Source organism: Thermithiobacillus plumbiphilus (genome assembly GCF_038070005.1).
In the GTDB taxonomy this organism is placed as follows: domain Bacteria; phylum Pseudomonadota; class Gammaproteobacteria; order Acidithiobacillales; family Thermithiobacillaceae; genus JBBPCO01.
Genome location: NZ_JBBPCO010000013.1, coordinates 22,122 through 37,707, shown reverse-complemented (window position 1 = coordinate 37,707; position 15,586 = coordinate 22,122). Strand labels below are relative to the sequence as shown.

Annotated in this window: 13 protein-coding genes; all 13 read left to right on the top strand. The window is 60.1% G+C overall.

The genetic code is table 11. The features are described 5' to 3' along the window. The first annotated feature begins 11 nt into the window (after window positions 1–11). The 13 genes from WOB96_RS12515 (at window position 12) to WOB96_RS12455 (ending at window position 15,579) form a co-directional block, all read left to right on the top strand. A complete protein-coding gene (locus WOB96_RS12515) occupies window positions 12–572 on the top strand; it encodes a class I SAM-dependent methyltransferase (RefSeq protein ID WP_341371633.1) in 561 nt (186 codons plus the stop codon). Next, window positions 565–1,143: a hypothetical protein gene (locus WOB96_RS12510; RefSeq protein ID WP_341371632.1), complete on the top strand. Its 579-nt coding sequence runs from the start codon at window positions 565–567 to the stop codon at window positions 1,141–1,143. The genes WOB96_RS12515 and WOB96_RS12510 overlap by 8 nt, the downstream gene beginning before the upstream one ends. Next, complete coding sequence (locus tag WOB96_RS12505) at window positions 1,140–2,276, top strand: DegT/DnrJ/EryC1/StrS family aminotransferase (RefSeq protein WP_341371631.1); 1,137 nt, start codon at window positions 1,140–1,142, stop codon at window positions 2,274–2,276. The genes WOB96_RS12510 and WOB96_RS12505 overlap by 4 nt, the downstream gene beginning before the upstream one ends. Next, a complete protein-coding gene (locus WOB96_RS12500) occupies window positions 2,234–5,848 on the top strand; it encodes a glycosyltransferase (protein WP_341371630.1) in 3,615 nt (1,204 codons plus the stop codon). Before WOB96_RS12505 ends, WOB96_RS12500 begins: the two co-directional genes overlap by 43 nt. A gap of 146 nt (window positions 5,849–5,994) precedes the next feature. After that, window positions 5,995–7,431 (top strand): flagellin N-terminal helical domain-containing protein, encoded by a 1,437-nt coding sequence (locus tag WOB96_RS12495; protein ID WP_341371629.1) that lies wholly within the window; start codon window positions 5,995–5,997, stop codon window positions 7,429–7,431. Between the two features lie 80 nt (window positions 7,432–7,511). Then, complete coding sequence (locus WOB96_RS12490) at window positions 7,512–7,883, top strand: flagellar protein FlaG (protein ID WP_341371628.1); 372 nt, start codon at window positions 7,512–7,514, stop codon at window positions 7,881–7,883. Window positions 7,884–8,048: 165 nt separating this feature from the next. After that, complete coding sequence (gene fliD / locus WOB96_RS12485; RefSeq protein ID WP_341371627.1) at window positions 8,049–10,100, top strand: flagellar filament capping protein FliD; 2,052 nt, start codon at window positions 8,049–8,051, stop codon at window positions 10,098–10,100. Between the two features lie 27 nt (window positions 10,101–10,127). Beyond that, window positions 10,128–10,526 carry a flagellar export chaperone FliS gene (gene fliS / locus WOB96_RS12480; RefSeq protein ID WP_341371626.1) on the top strand — a complete coding sequence of 133 codons (399 nt, stop codon included), beginning with the start codon at window positions 10,128–10,130 and terminating at the stop codon, window positions 10,524–10,526. After that, complete coding sequence (locus WOB96_RS12475; RefSeq protein ID WP_341371625.1) at window positions 10,513–10,857, top strand: flagellar protein FliT; 345 nt, start codon at window positions 10,513–10,515, stop codon at window positions 10,855–10,857. The genes fliS and WOB96_RS12475 overlap by 14 nt, the downstream gene beginning before the upstream one ends. A gap of 28 nt (window positions 10,858–10,885) precedes the next feature. After that, window positions 10,886–11,437 (top strand): PilZ domain-containing protein, encoded by a 552-nt coding sequence (locus WOB96_RS12470; protein ID WP_341371624.1) that lies wholly within the window; start codon window positions 10,886–10,888, stop codon window positions 11,435–11,437. A gap of 129 nt (window positions 11,438–11,566) precedes the next feature. Next, a complete protein-coding gene (locus WOB96_RS12465) occupies window positions 11,567–13,003 on the top strand; it encodes a sigma-54-dependent transcriptional regulator (RefSeq protein WP_341371623.1) in 1,437 nt (478 codons plus the stop codon). Next, the gene (locus tag WOB96_RS12460) at window positions 12,993–14,225 is read left to right on the top strand and encodes a sensor histidine kinase (protein ID WP_341371622.1); all 1,233 of its coding nucleotides are present in this window, start codon (window positions 12,993–12,995) and stop codon (window positions 14,223–14,225) included. Before WOB96_RS12465 ends, WOB96_RS12460 begins: the two co-directional genes overlap by 11 nt. After that, window positions 14,218–15,579 carry a sigma-54-dependent transcriptional regulator gene (locus WOB96_RS12455; RefSeq protein ID WP_341371621.1) on the top strand — a complete coding sequence of 454 codons (1,362 nt, stop codon included), beginning with the start codon at window positions 14,218–14,220 and terminating at the stop codon, window positions 15,577–15,579. Before WOB96_RS12460 ends, WOB96_RS12455 begins: the two co-directional genes overlap by 8 nt. The last annotated feature ends 7 nt before the right edge of the window (window positions 15,580–15,586 follow it).

Sequence of the window (15,586 nt, the reverse complement as noted above, 5' to 3'; positions counted from 1 at the left end):
GAGCAATGTATATGGCTGAGGTAATGACAGCGAAAAACTTGCAATTTCTTCATTTGGGATGTGGTCGAATTTATTTCGATGGATGGTTGAATATCGACCTGGATTCTCCTGTCGCGGACTTGAATCTTGATTTAAGCCAGCCTCTGCCACTTGCAAATGGATCGGTCCATTACATTTATAACGAACATTTCATGGAGCACCTAGATCTCGCTTCAGGGATGCGTCTTCTGGCTGAGTGCCGGCGCGTACTGCAACCGGGCGGTGTGCTGCGTATAGCTATGCCGGATCTCGACTATTTGCTGGATAAATATAAGGGAGAATGGCGCGACCAAGATTGGCTGCGATGGCCGGAATACCAGTTTGTGGAGACTCGGGCGCAAATGTTGAATATGGCTATGCGCGAGTGGGGACATCAATACCTTTACAATCGGGAGGAACTTGAATTGCGCCTTCGCCAATGTGGTTTTACAAAAATTGATTTCTTATCTTTTGGATTCAGTTTGCACGAATCCTTGTGCAATCGTGAAACACGCCCAGACAGCATGCTTATTGCTGAAGCTGCACATGCTTAGCGAGTACAAGTTTAAATCTGTTGGAGAAAATGTAACCATCTACCCATTGGCCAAGATTGTTGGCGCGGAAAATGTCGAGATTGGTTCAAACGTCATCATAGATGATTACGTGTTTATCGTTGCAACCCGGCCCGTTTTTATTGGAAATTACGTTCATGTCGCATCTTTCACCTCCATTACCGGTGGCGGCGAATGTTACTTGGAAGATTTCTGCGGCTTATCCTCGGGAATCCGGGTCGTGACGGGCAGTGATGATTTTCTAGGGCTGGGGTTGACCAATCCGACGATCCCGTCCGAATTCCGGGCGGTGAAGCGTTCCTATGTGGAAATCAAGGCGCATGCGATTATTGGTGCCAACAGTGTGATTTTACCGGGCGTAACGGTGGGCGTTGGCGCAGCGGTGGGGGCTGGCTCGGTAGTGCGTAAATCACTGGATCCTTGGAATATTTATGCGGGGAATGATGCGCGGCTGATTGGTGAACGCCGGCGCGACAGAATTTTGCGTTATGAGCAGGAATTATACCTACGCTATGGTACGCCGCCACGGTGCTTCCGGGATCTGCGTCCATGATTCGTTTCATCAAGCCCGATCTACCCCCGCCCGAAGCATGGCTGCCCTACCTGCAGCGGGCTTATGATCATGCATGGTTTTCCAACTTTGGTCCCGTGCATGAGTCCTTTGCCGACGCACTGACGGCCAAATACGGCAGTGGCGACCGCATTGCCGTGCCGGTGGCTTCCGCCACGACGGGATTGGCGGCCGTGCTTATGGCGCTTGGCATACGCGGCCGTGTCGTCATTCCCTCATTCACCTTTGTCGCCACCGGGCAGGCCGTGCTTGAAGCCGGCTGTACGCCTGTGTTCTGCGAAGTCGATCCCGTTACCTGGGAACTCTCGGCTTCGGCTTTGGAGCGATTGTTGGACCAGACGCGGGTTGATGCCGTGATGCCGGTGCGCGCTTATGGACTGGCGCGGGATCTAAGCACGATTGAAACGTTGTGCGCGCGTCACGGGGTATCCATGATCGTGGACAGCGCCGCCGCACTTGGCGGCCGTTTGCCGGATGCTACCTGGATCGGGACACAAGGCGTGGCGGAAATATTTTCCCTGCATGCTACAAAAACCTTTGGAATCGGCGAGGGCGGGGTGATCTTCTGCGCGCCGGCGCTCGCCGAGCGGATCCGGCGGGTTATCAATTTCGGCTTGGAGGACGGCGACATCCGCTATCAGGGCATAAACGGCAAGCTCGACGAATTCAAAGCGGCTGTCGGGTTGGCTGTGTTGCAGCGGATTGACGAGGTGGTGGTACGCCGCACCCGCTATATTGAGTATTATCGAGCGGGTCTGGCCGAAGAAGTGCGTGCCGGTTTGCTCGCCTTGCCCGAGAACACCGGATTTTGCGCTTTCCAGACGCTTCCGGTCCGCTTGGCTTCAAGACTCTCGGCGGCAGCGCTGGTTGAGGGTGCCGCTTCCGATGGCGTGGAACTCAGACGTTACTATAATCCGCCGCTTCATCGAAGCACCTTGTTCGCTCCTTATGCTTCCGGTGTGTCGCTTCCGCACACGGAAGCACTCTCTGAAAGCATGATTTGCCTCCCCGTGCATTCTCGGATGGAAGCCAAAACCATCGAACGCGTACTTGCAGCCTTGAGGAAAAATCTTTGTCCAGTCTTGAACAGTTCGAAATCCGCCTGCGGCAACTAGAAGAAGAGCGCCGTATGCTCGCGGCGCAGGTTGATCATTTGAGTGCTTTGCTGCAATTCAAGGAAAGTTTCTTTCTCGAGTTGCAGGCGCGCGAAAAACCGCTTCGACGTGCGAGGGATCCTCAACGCCTGGCACAATTGCGCGCGAGTCAGTCATACCAGCGTGCCTTCACAGAGCTGCAGCCCCTGGTCAGTATAATCATGCCTACCTACAACCGTGCCCGCCTCATTCTGGAACGGACCTTGCCATCGGTGTTGGCGCAGGATTACGAACACTGGGAGCTGATCATCGTTGGCGATGCCATGGACGAAGAGGGGGATAGATTGCTGCGCGCTATCTCCGATCCACGGGTATCCTTCTACAATCTTAAGCATCGGGGTCGTTATCCTGGACATTACGGGCCTCGCTGGTGTGTAGCTGGGACGAAGCCGGTCAATTTCGGACTGCGCTTGGCGCGCGGGGAGTGGATCACGCATCTGGACGATGATGACGAGTTTACGCCCAACCATATCAGCGCCTTGTTGCACCTGGCTAAAGAACAGCAGGTGGAGTGGGCCCACGGCAAAGTGCTTTTCGTCCCTATGCCGAGAGAGCCCGGCCAGATGACGATAATAGGAGAAAAGCAGCCTTCGGAAGGAAACATATCCAGAATTTCATCTCTTTACCACGCACTTCTAAAAAACTTTCGCTACAATAATGCATGCTGGCAATATGGTTATCCCGGAGACTGGGATCTTTGGGAACGGTTTTTAGAAATGGGCGTCACTCATGCCCATTTACCCGCGATCGTGGGCATTCACCATGGTCTCGCCACGCCTCGGCAATTGCAGGATGTTCACGCGGCGATGAATGCCAGCCCTATGTACGAGAAGAAAAATCCTGATTCGAAATCTTCGCAGATTGGGGGCGATACGGAAGAAAACGAGGAAAACTACAGAGCTTGGCTCGCCAGCCATGCCTACCAGGAGCGAGATGCCATTTGGTTGGCGGAGCGGATGGCGCAATGGTCATATACGCCGCGCTTCCATCTGGCGGTGCTATTGTCGCGCGATGCCGAAGAGCAACTTGCCGAGACTATCAATACTTTCGCTGATCAATTCTACGATCGCTGGCATCTCTCGGTAGTGGCCGAAATACCCGCACCGGCGGAGGTGGCAGGTCTTGAGGTGCTGACCTGGATCCAGGCCAAGGATGGGCTGGCGACTTTGAACGAAGCCTTGTGCATGCAGGAGGCGGACTGGGTGGGCGTAATTCATGCCGGCGACCGGATCGCGCCACATGCCTTGTTCGCTTTCGTAGAGGCCATCAACCGGCATCCCGGATGGCAGCTCATCTACAGCGATGAAGATAGCTGGCAGGATGGCATGCGTCAGGCGCCGCGCTTCAAACCCGATTTCAACCCCGACCTGCTACGCAGCATGGATTACATCGGTGACCTCCTGCTGATGCACCGAGATCTTTTCCACGATCTGGGTGGATTCGATCCAGTCATGGCCGAGGCCGCGCGATACGATCTGATGTTGCGAGCCTATGAGCGATTGGGCGTGGATGGTATCGGACATATTCCCGACGTGTTGTATCATCGTGTGACGCAAGCACCCGCTCCGCCGGAAATGGCATGCAAGGCGTTGCAGGCTCACTTGTACCGCTGTGGTGAAGATGCCAATGTGGAATCTGGTTTATTACCTGACACCCGGCGCGTTCGCTACGTCCTGCAAGGGCAGCCCTGGGTAACCATTATCATACCCACCCGCGATCGCCGTGACCTGCTGGAACCTTGTATTGAAGGTGTGCTGCATCGCAGCAGCTACCCGCATTTCGATATCCTCATTGTCGACAATGATAGCAAGGATCCGGCGACACTTGAGTATCTGGATGCCCTTCGTGCCCACTATCCGGAGAGGGTCAGCGTTCTGGCTTATCCTCACCCCTTTAACTATGCTGCCCAGATGAACCTGGCTGCACGACAAGCCCGGGGCGAGTTCCTCGTGCTTCTCAATAACGATACCGAGCTGACCCAAAGTGACTGGATCGAGGTCATGCTGGGCCAAGCCCAGCGTGATGAGATCGGGGGCGTGGGTGTGCGACTGCTCTTCCCCGACGGCGCATTGCAACATGCGGGAGTGGTGCTTGGTATGAGCGTATTCGGCGTAGCCGATCATCCCGGACACGGTCAGCCAGCTTCGAACTGTGGTTATCTGGGACGCTTCCAGGTCGAGCAGAATTATTCAGCGGTTACGGCAGCATGCTTGATGGTGGACAAGAAAAAGTACTTTCAGGTGGAGGGACTGGATGAAGAAAACCTGCACATTAACTATAACGATGTCGATTTCTGTCTCAAACTGCAGGATGCTGGTTACCGCAATGTGTGGACCCCGTTTGTCTCCATGGTCCATAAGGGATCGGCAAGCCGGCACACCGACGTAGATAAACCGGTGGAGCACCCAAGGTTCTGGCATGAAGTAGATACCATGCTGTCGCGTTGGGGAAAACGTTTGTCTAATGATCCGGCGTTCAATCGTAATCTTAGCCTGATGGAAGTAAGTTTCTCGATCGAGCGGGAAGCCGGTCTGACCTGGGATCCGGATTGGCGCCCCCGGGCACGCGTGCTCGCCTTGGCGGCGGATCGCATGGGCTGTGGAGAGCAGCGCGTATGGGGACCGATGCGTGCGCTGAATCACGCGGGTGCCATCCAGGGCTGGTCTAGCGGATTTCTGTTCACGCCTACGGAAGTTGGGCGTATGGACCCGGAGAGCATCGTTTTTCAACGGCAGATCGAATGGCGCCAGATCGAAGCAATACAGCGCCATAAAAAATTCAATCGGGCTTTGCGCATCTTTGAACTTGATGATCTGATGACGCAAGTGCCATTTGAAAATGGCAACCATGCGGCTATTCCAAAAAATATTTCCGAGCGTCTGCGTACCGCAGTCGGGATGTGTGACCGTTTGGTCGTTTCCACCGAGCCGCTGGCGCATGCCTATGGTTCATGGGCTCCCGAGATGCGCGTGGTACCCAATTTCATCGAGCGGGCCCGCTGGGCCGATCTCGCTCCACCACGGCAGGCTCGAAAAAAACCAAGAGTGGGTTGGGCGGGTGCTGCAGGGCATGAGGGTGACTTATCGGTAATCGCGGAGGCCGTGCGACTTCTCGCGAACGAGGTCGATTGGGTTTTCTTTGGAATGTGTCCCGATTCTTGGCGATCTTACGTCAGTGAGTTCCATCCGCCGGTACCCATTGAAGCGTATCCCGCCCGCCTTGCCGCGCTGAATCTGGACTTGGCCATCGCCCCATTGGAACTGAATGCCTTTAACGAGGCCAAGAGCCACCTTCGCATCCTGGAATATGGCATCCTCGGCTACCCGGTCGTTTGCACTGATATCTATCCTTACCAGGCAGCACCGGTGACTCGCGTGAGGAACCGTACTCAGGAATGGGTCGACGCCATCAGGATGCACCTTGCCGATCCCGTAGCCAGTGCCGCCGCCGGCGAGCGCCTGCGCACTTATGTCTTGCAGAACTGGATCTTGGAGGAAAACCTCGACAAATGGGTGGAGGCCTGGCTACCCTAGCTGAAGCAGGTTTCTCCTGATTCAGCAGAAGGTCCTAAAGTTTCTTCTTTCTGTGCCGATAAGGAAAATGACAGCGGTGGAATCTTTCCAGGCCGCTGTCGCTGAGCAAGAACGCTCGATTTTTTCCACGGACAAGGGAGAAGGCTATGTCTGCTATCATCAATACCAATATCGCGTCTCTGAACGCACAACGTAACCTCAATACTTCGCAAAGCTCCTTGAACACTGCGCTCCAGCGCTTGTCTTCCGGTCTGCGGATCAATAGTGCCAAGGACGATGCCGCGGGTCTGGCGATCTCCGAGCGTTTCACTGCGCAGATCCGGGGCATGGATCAGGCGGTGCGCAACGCCAACGATGGTATTTCTTTGGCACAGACGGCGGAAAGCGCGCTTGGGGCGGCCGGTAACATTCTGCAACGTATCCGCGAACTGGCGGTGCAGTCCGCCAATGCCACGAACTCCGCCAGCGACCGTCAGGCGCTTCAGGATGAAGTGACGCAGTTGAGCTCAGAACTCGACCGCATCTCCACTACTACCGAGTTCAACGGCAAGAAGATCCTCGACGGCACCTTCGGTACCGCGAGTTTTCAGGTGGGTGCCAACGCCAACCAGTCCATCGACATGACCATCGGCAGCTACCGCACCAGCCAGTATGGCGACCATCGCGTCTCCGGCGCGTCCTCTTCGGCGGCCAGCGGCGGCTTTAGAACTTCAGGCGGAGATACGCTTGCGGTCAATGGTGCACTGGGCAGCCAGAATATTACCGTAGCGACTGATGCCAGTGCCAAGACCATTTCTGAACAGGTCAACAACGTCTCTGACAAGACTGGTGTAACAGCTTCTGCCAAGACCTCGATCGACACCACCTTCAGTGCTGCGGGTTCCTACACGCTGGAGATTTTGTCCGATAACAGCACCGCGCAGACGGTTTCCTTCACCATCGGGGGCACTACTGGCAGTGATAATCTCTCTGCGGCGGTACAGGCTTTCAATGACGTGTCCTCCAAAACCGGCGTCACCGCATCGGTAAAGACGGACGGCAGCGGTATTACCCTGACCAACGCTTCCGGCAATAATATCAAGGTCAGTGACACGACCACTGCCAATGCCGGCGCCGTTACCATAGGCGGTGTGAGTTTGGCTGCGGACACGACGGCTGACGACGCTTTTGTGACTGGTCAGGTGACGTTTGATTCCGATAGCTCATTCAGCGCCACGGGTACGGCTGCTAAGACATTGACTAACGCCAGTGAGACTTCGGCGCTCAAAGCTGTATCCACGCTGGATGTTACGAGTGCGGACAACGCCACCCTGGCACTGAAGATCGTCGACAGTGCACTGTCCGCGGTGAATAAGCAGCGCTCCAAGATGGGCGCGGTACAGAGCCGCTTTGAAAGCACGGTAGCCAATCTGCAGACTACTTCGGAAAACCTGAATGCCGCTCGTAGCCGCATCAAGGACGCCGACTTCGCGGCGGAAACGGCCTCGCTGACCCGCGGCCAGATCCTGCAGCAGGCCGGTACGGCGATGCTGGCCCAAGCCAACTCCCTGCCCAACAACGTGCTGTCCCTGTTGCGGGGTTAATCGGCCGGCGGCAGCATTCGGGCCGCAAGCCAAGAAGACGGGGCGGGCGCAAGCCCGCCCCACACCAGTAAGGTGGAATCATGAACATTCAATCCATTAATGTTGTACCGCAGGAACTGGGCCGCACTGAGCCCGCGCCCGTGGCGCCGGTGCAGCCGGTGACGCTGAGCCCCGATGCCGGCCGGCAGGATCTTGCCGCTCCGCAGCCGGAAAAATCAGCACCGCCCAAGCCCGAAGCCGTCAAGGAAGCGGTGCGCGGGGTGAACGAGGCCCTGCGGATGCTCTCGCGCAGCATCGAGTTTTCGGTGGACGAGGATACCGGCCGGCAGTTGGTAAAAGTGGTCGATCAGGAAACCAAGCAGGTGTTGCGGCAGATCCCTTCCGAGGAAATGCTCGCCATCGCCAAGGGCCTGGACCGCCTGGTGGGCCTGCTGATCCGCGACAAGGCCTGAGCTGGTTTGTTCGGCTTTGAATGTGCCCTGGCCGGGGCAGGGGCTGGTTTTGCCCGGAGTTTTGGCAGGAGCGCCTTTTGACGCGTGCCCAGAAGGCGCTCCTGCCGGATCTCGAAACTGGCAGAATTCTTGCAAGTAGTTCCGCCTGAATCGCGGAGGTGAAAAATGGCTGGTTTATCAGCACCCGGAATTGGCTCCAATCTGGATATCAATGGCATCATCAGCCAGCTCATGGCGGTGGAGCAGCAGCCGCTCAAGGCGCTGGATCGCAAGGAGGCGAGCTATCAGGCCCAGTTGAGCGCCTATGGCTCGCTCAAGGGCAGCCTGTCGAGCTTCCAGTCGGCCATGGCCGGGCTCAAGGACGCGGCGCCCTTTGCCAAGTTCAGTGCCGAGAGTGCCGACAAGTCGATATTCACCGCCAGCGCTACGGGCACCGTGGCAGCAGGCAGCTACGGCATCGCCGTCAACCAGCTCGCCCAGGCGCAGAAGCTGCGCAGCGCGGGCTTCACCAACACCACCGATGCCGTGGGCACGGGCTCGATCACCATCCAGTTCGGGAGTTATGACAGCGGCGCGAACACCTTCACCGCCAATGCCGACAAGCCCGCTCAGACCGTCACCATCGACAGCGCCCACCAGAGCCTGGCCGGCATCCGCGACGCCATCAACGCCGCGAAGATTGGCGTCTCGGCCACCATCGTCAATGATGGCACCGACAATAAACTGGTTTTCACCTCTACGGATACCGGGGCCGCCAACAGCATCAAGATCAGTATTGCCGACGCCGATACCACCAATACCGACGGCGCGGGGCTGTCGCAGCTAGCCTACGACCCGACCGCAGTCGCGGGCAGCGGCAAGAATTTGACGCAGTTGCAGGCCGCCCAGGATGCGCTTTTCACGGTGGATGGGCTCAGCGTCAAGAAGTCCTCCAACACCGTGACCGGGGTGATCGAGGGCGTGACCCTGAACCTTCTGAAAACCAATGCCGGTACACCGACCACCCTGACTGTCTCCCGCGATACCGCCGCAATCAAGTCGGCGGTGGATGGCTTCGTGAAGGCCTACAACGATCTCAACAAGACCGTGCGCGATCTGACCTCTTATGACGCCACGACCAAGAAGGGCGCGATTCTGCAGGGTGACAGCGCGGCGCGCGGGATCATCAATCAGGTGCGCTCGACGCTCAGCGATAGCCTGAGCGGGGTTGGCGGCAATTACAAGCTCTTGTCCGACATCGGCGTGAGTTTCCAGAAGGATGGCACCCTGGCCCTGGACAGCAGCAAGCTCGACAAGGCCATGAGCGATTTCCCGGACGACATCGCCGGGCTGTTTGCCGCCACCGGGCGGGTGACAGACAGCCTGGTCCGCTATGTGAGCAGCACGGACAAGAGCCAGGCCGGCAATTATGCCGTGAACATCAGTACCCAGGCGGCGCAGGGTTTCTACAATGGCGTGGGCACGGCGGCCCTGGCCGACAGCACTACGCCGGGCACCTTCGACACCGCCTTTACCGTGGATTCCACTAACGACACCTTTGCTTTGAAGGTGGACGGTGTGCAGAGCGGCACCATCACCCTGAGCCAGGGCTCCTATACCACAGGCGCTGCGCTGGCGGCCGAGCTGCAATCCAGGATCAACGGCGACAGCGCGCTCAAAACAGGCGGCGTTTCCGTGAATGTCAGCTTTGATTCCGCTAATGACCGGCTGGTGCTCAGCTCCGCGAAATACGGTTCGGCGAGCACGGTGGACTTCACCAGCGTCGATACCAACACCGCTACCACTATGGGTTTCAGTGCCGGCGTCGGCACGGCCGGGGTGGACGTGGCCGGCACCATCAACGGCATGGCGGCGACGGGATCGGGGCAGTTCCTGACCGGGGCCTCGGGCACGGCGGTGGAAGGCATCAAGCTCGAAGTGCTCAAGGGGGCGGTGGGCGGCACGCTTGATTTCGGGCAGGGTTATGCCTACCGGCTCAATGATCTGGCCGGCAAGATGCTGGAAAAGGATGGGGCCATCAGCAGCCGCACCGATGGCATCGATCGCTCGATCAAGGATCTGGGCCAGCGCCGCGATGCCCTGACAAGACGCTTACAGGATGTCGAGGAACGCTACCGCGCCCAGTTCACGGCTTTGGACGTGATGCTCGGGCAGATGCGCCGCACCAGTGATTATCTGACGCAACAACTGGCCAATCTGCCGAAGATCGGTCAGTAGGCCATCAAGTCATATCGGGAGGACAGGATGTACGGATCGATGAACAATGCCGCCAAGGCCTATGCGCAGGTGGGTACGGAAACCGGGGTGGCCGCGGCCACCCCGCATCAGCTCATCGTAATGCTTTACGAAGGTCTGGAACGCTGGCTGACGGTGGCGCGCTTTGCCATCATGCAGTCGAAGATCCCGGAAAAGTGCAAGGCCTTCGACAAGGCCCAGGCGATCCTGGAAGAACTGCGGGTGAGCCTCGATAAGGAAAAGGGCGGGGAGATTGCTGCCAATCTGGATCAGCTTTACGAGTACATGAGCATGCGTCTGCTGGAGGCCAACCTGAAAAACAGCCTGGAGGCGCTGGCCGAGGTGCAGAAGCTGGCCGGTGAGATCCACGGCGCCTGGAAGGCGATCGGGCCCAATGCCAAACCCTGAGCCCGATTTGAAAACCCTGGCTGCCCAGGTGTTGAGCCTGAGCCAGGCCATGCGGGCGGCGGCGCAAGCGGAGAACTGGGAGGCGCTGGGACGCTGCCAGCAGGCGCGCGAGGTGCTGGTGCCGGTGGTGTTTGGCGATACCGAGGACCACCGGCCTGCGGCCTGGCTGGCGGACCCGGAGCGGGTGGCGCTGGCGCAGATGCTGCTGGAACTGGACCGTGAGACACTTGCCCTGAGCACCCGGCAAAGCCAGAGCCTGCAGGCCTCGATGAGCGGCCTGCAGCAGGGCGCGAAGGGGCAGCGCGCCTACCAGGCGATTAATGATCTTTAGGGTTTGGCCCTGAAGGGATGATACCCGCATGTCCGAGCAAACAGAGCAGAGCCTGAGCGTTACCCTGCATCTGCCGCTGCGCTGGCGCGACCTGCCGGCAGGCGAGATGGCGGGCGGGAACCGGCTTGGCAATCAGGCGCTGCTGCGGGTGCTGGAGGGGCTGGATGGCCCGGCAGCCAGGGAACCTGCGGGGCCGGAGCGGGAGCTGTTTCAGCGCCTGGACGCCAAGCTCAACCTGATGCTGAGCATGCTCTCCTCGGTGCTTTCCCGCGAACAGGCCCTTCCCCCGGTCGCTGAACTGCGGCTTAGCGCCCAGCAAATGAGCTGGGTGGCGGCTGAGGCGCCAAGGCTCGGGCAAAGTGTAGAGATCAGCCTGTATCCACATCCGCAAGTGCCGGTACCCCTGGTGCTGGAGGGGCACGTTGCCGGTCTGGCGCCGCAGGCCTCTGGCACGCGCATCTATCTGCAGTTTGATGCGCTTGACGAGGATCTGCAGGCCGAGCTTGAAAAATTCATCTTCCGCCAGCATCGCCAGGAGGTTCGCCGCCAGCGCGGACAGCCCGGTGCTGAGCCCGCCTGATCCACCCATCCCCCGCTTTGACATGCTCTGACTTGCTGGCGAAAATGGGTCAAGGAATTGACACCGCCAGAATAACTACTATCTAGAACAGCAACAGTTCAAAAATACAAAGTTGTAAAAGGGAAATAGATGAGCGGCCCGTCCGTCTTGCTTGTTGCAAAAAACCAACAGATTCAGGATACCTACTACCCACTGCTGATCCAGGCTGATTACGAAGTCCACCGGGTGGATGTGGACTCTGGCAGCTACGGGCGCCTGAACATGGATATCGCGCCACGCGTCATCCTGCTGGATCTGGAGGATGATCTCAGTGGCCTGGAGCGGATGCCGGTGCTGCGGCGCCACTTTCCGGCGGCGGTGTTCATCGTGCTCTCGGAGCGGGATGACTGGATGCAGGCAGTGACCGCCATGAAGGCCGGTGCGCACGAGTACCTGCGCAAGCCGGTGGAGGCTGGCGCCCTGCATCTGGCGATCCGCAAGGCCCTGTCGCCGGCCGCCGCGCAGATCGGCGAACCCGCGGGTACGATCGATGAGGGCTACAGCCTCTCGGGCCTGGTGGGACGCAGCCGCGCCATGCGCCAGGTGCATGACCTGATCCAGCGGGTGGCGGATACCGATGCCACGGTGCTGGTGCTGGGCGAATCCGGCACCGGCAAGGAGATGGTGGCGCGGGTCATCCATCATCACTCGAAACGCAACGGCTATTCCTTTGTCGCGCTCAACTGCGGCGCCGTACCGGCCGACCTGCTGGAAAGTGAGCTGTTCGGCCATGAAAAGGGCGCTTTCACGGGCGCCATCACCACCCGCAAGGGGCGCTTCGAGCTGGCCGCGCGTGGCACCCTGCTACTCGATGAAATCGGCGAGATGAGCCCGCAGATGCAGGTCAAGCTGCTGCGCGTGCTGCAGGAGCGCACCTTCGAGCGGGTGGGCGGCATCAAGTCCCTGCCGGCCGATGCCCGCATCATTGCCGCCACGCACCGCGATCTGGAGGCCTCCATCAATGAGGGCCGCTTCCGCGAGGATCTCTTCTATCGCCTCAATGTCTTTCCCATCGTGCTGCCCACTCTGCGCGAGCGCCTCGATGACATCCCGCTGCTGGTCCGCCATACCCTGAGCCGCCTGGAGGCCGAGGGCCGCGAGCAGATCGAGCTGAGCGACAGCGCCATGGAAGTGATGATGCAGTACACCTGGCCCGGCAACGTGCGGGAGCTGCAGAACATCATCGAGCGGCTGGTGATCCTCTATCCCGGCGAGCGGGTGTCGGCCGAGCATCTGCCGGACAAGCTGCACAACCTGAAAAACGGCGAAATGCCTTCACTGCGCCTGGCCTTCAGTGATCCCGATGCCAGTGAGTTCGGGCTGGATGCGGGCGTGATCCTGCCGGAAGGACCCTTTGATCTCAAGGACTACCTCGACAATGTCGAGCGGGATCTGATCCAGCAGGCCCTGGCGGCAGCCGATGGCGTGGTGACGCATGCGGCCCAGCGTCTCAATGTGCGCCGTACTACGCTGGTCGAGAAGATCAAGAAGTTCGGGCTGCGCATCAACGAGCAGAATGTCGCCTGAGCCGGCGCGCTCTGGCGTGAGCGACATGATGGCGCAACCCAAGGACCTGCTGGAGGCCTTCGAGCTTTTCAATCAGGCCTCGGCCGAGCTGAGCGCGGCCTATGCCGCCCTGCAGGACCAGGTCGCCCGCCTGAATGACGAGCTGGCCGAAGCCAACCTGCGCCTGCGCCAGCAGCTCCAGGAAAAGGAGCAGCTCAGCCAGCGTCTCAATCTGCTCCTGAACCTGCTGCCGGGGGCTGTTCTGGTGCTGGATGCCGCGGACCGCGTGCAGGACCTCAATCCCGAGGCGCGGCGGATCTTCGGCAGCCAGCCCGTACCCGGTGATGATTGGGCAGAACTGGCCGCAAGGCGGCTGGAAACCCTGGAGCAGGGGGAATGGCTGCTGCGGCCGGTCAGTCCTGGGGGACTGGATAAACGCCTGAACATCTCCTACAACCGCCTGCCGGATGACAATGGCCAGATTCTGCTGGTGCAGGATGTCACCGAAAGCCAGGCCCTGCGCGATGCCCGCCAGCGCCAGCAGCGCCTGAGCGCCATGGGCGAGATGCTCGCCAACCTCGCCCACCAGTTGCGCACCCCGCTCTCCGCCGCCCTCCTGTATGCCTCGCAACTGCAATCGCCCGCCCTGGACGCCAGCGGCCGCGAGCGCTTCACCGGCAAGACCGTGGCACGGCTGCGCCAGCTCGAAACCCTCATTAATGACATGCTGCGCTTCGTGAAGGGCCCGAGCGAGACCGCCGGGAACTGCATGCTGGATCAGTTGCTGGCGGAGCTCGACGCCCTGTTTCAGCCGCTGTTTGCGGCAGGTGGCTTGCATCTGCTGCTGGAAAACAGCGCGGGGGACGCACAACTGAAAGGCGGGCGCGAGCTGTTGGTCAGCGTGATCGGCAATCTCTTGCAAAACGCCCTGCAGTTCTCGCCGCCAGCAGGATACGTGTGGCTCGCGGCCCGGCGGGTGGGTGCGGCCGTCGAGATCACGGTGCGCGATCAGGGGCCGGGCATTGCGCCGAGTAAACAGGCACGGCTGTTCGAGCCCTTTTATACCACCCGCGCCGAGGGTACGGGGCTGGGACTTGCGGTGCTGCGCGAAGTGATCGAGGAACTGGGCGGCATGGTCTGGGTGAATTCCCGCGAGGGCGCGGGCGCGGCATTTGGCGTGCGCATCCCGCTGGCAGCCGGACCGGCCCTGCAAAGCGGCGAAGGAGGGCAGGAGCATGACTGAGAAGCTGAAAATTCTGGTTGTCGAGGATGACGCGGACCTGCGCGAGGCCCTGCAGGATACCCTGGCGCTCGCGGGCCATCAGGCCCTGGCCTGCCCCGACGGTTTGCGGGCCCTGAGCCTGCTGGAAGTTGAAGCAGTGGACCTGGTGCTGTCGGACGTGCGCATGCAGCCGATGAATGGCTATGTGCTGCTCGATGAGATCCGCCGTCGCCACCCGCATCTGCCCATTCTGTTGATGACGGCCTATGGCACGGTGCAGGAGGCGGTGGCGGCCCTGCAGCATGGCGCCTGCGACTATCTGGTCAAGCCCTTCGATGCCCAGTTGCTGCTGGAAAAGATCCATCGCTATGCCCTGCGCTGGCGCCCAGACAGCGACATGGTGGCTGAGGATGCGCGCATGCAGGAACTCGCCGCACTGGCGGGCCGGGTGGCGGCGACCGATGCCTCGGTGATGATCAGCGGCGAGAGCGGCACCGGCAAGGAGGTGCTGGCCCGCCACATCCATCAGCATTCGCCACGGCGCGAGCAGGCGTTTGTCGCGATCAACTGCGCCGCCATCCCGGAAAACCTGCTCGAAGCGACCCTGTTTGGCTATGAGAAGGGGGCCTTTACCGGCGCCACCCAGGCCATGCCGGGCAAGTTCGAGCAGGCCCAGCATGGTACCCTGCTGCTCGATGAGGTCACGGAGATGCCACTCGGTTTGCAGGCCAAGCTGCTGCGGGTGCTGCAGGAGCGCGAGGTCGAACGCCTGGGCGCGCGCAAGCCCATTGCGCTCGACGTCAGAATTTTGGCGACCTCCAACCGGGATTTGGCGCAGGCGGTGCGCGCCGGGCAGTTTCGCGAGGATCTCTATTACCGCCTGAACGTCTTTCCACTGGAACTGCCCCCCCTGCGCGAGCGCCCCGCAGACATTCTGCCGCTGGCCCAGCGTTTCCTGCACAAGTGGTCGGGCCTGCGCGGCGGCCAGATCAATGGCTTCGCGCCTGCCGCCCTGCGGCAATTGCTTGCCTACACATGGCCTGGCAACGTGCGGGAACTGGAGAATGTGATCCAGCGCGCCGTCATTCTCAGTAGTGGCGCGACCGTGGAGGCGGATGCCATTTTGCTCTCCGGCACGCCCGCCCGGCTCGACGCCCTGCCTGCCCAGGCGCCCGCATCGGCACCAATCATCGAGGATGCCGAGGTGCTGGAGGCGGGGCTGCGGCAACAGGAACGCAGCCTGATCCTGGCGGCCTTGCAGGAGGCCGGCGGTTCGCGCAAGGAGGCCGCCGAGCGCTTGGGCATCAGCCCGCGCACCCTGCGCCACAAGCTGCAACGCTACCGCGAACAGGGCGATCCGCTGCCGGCGGAATAATGGCGGC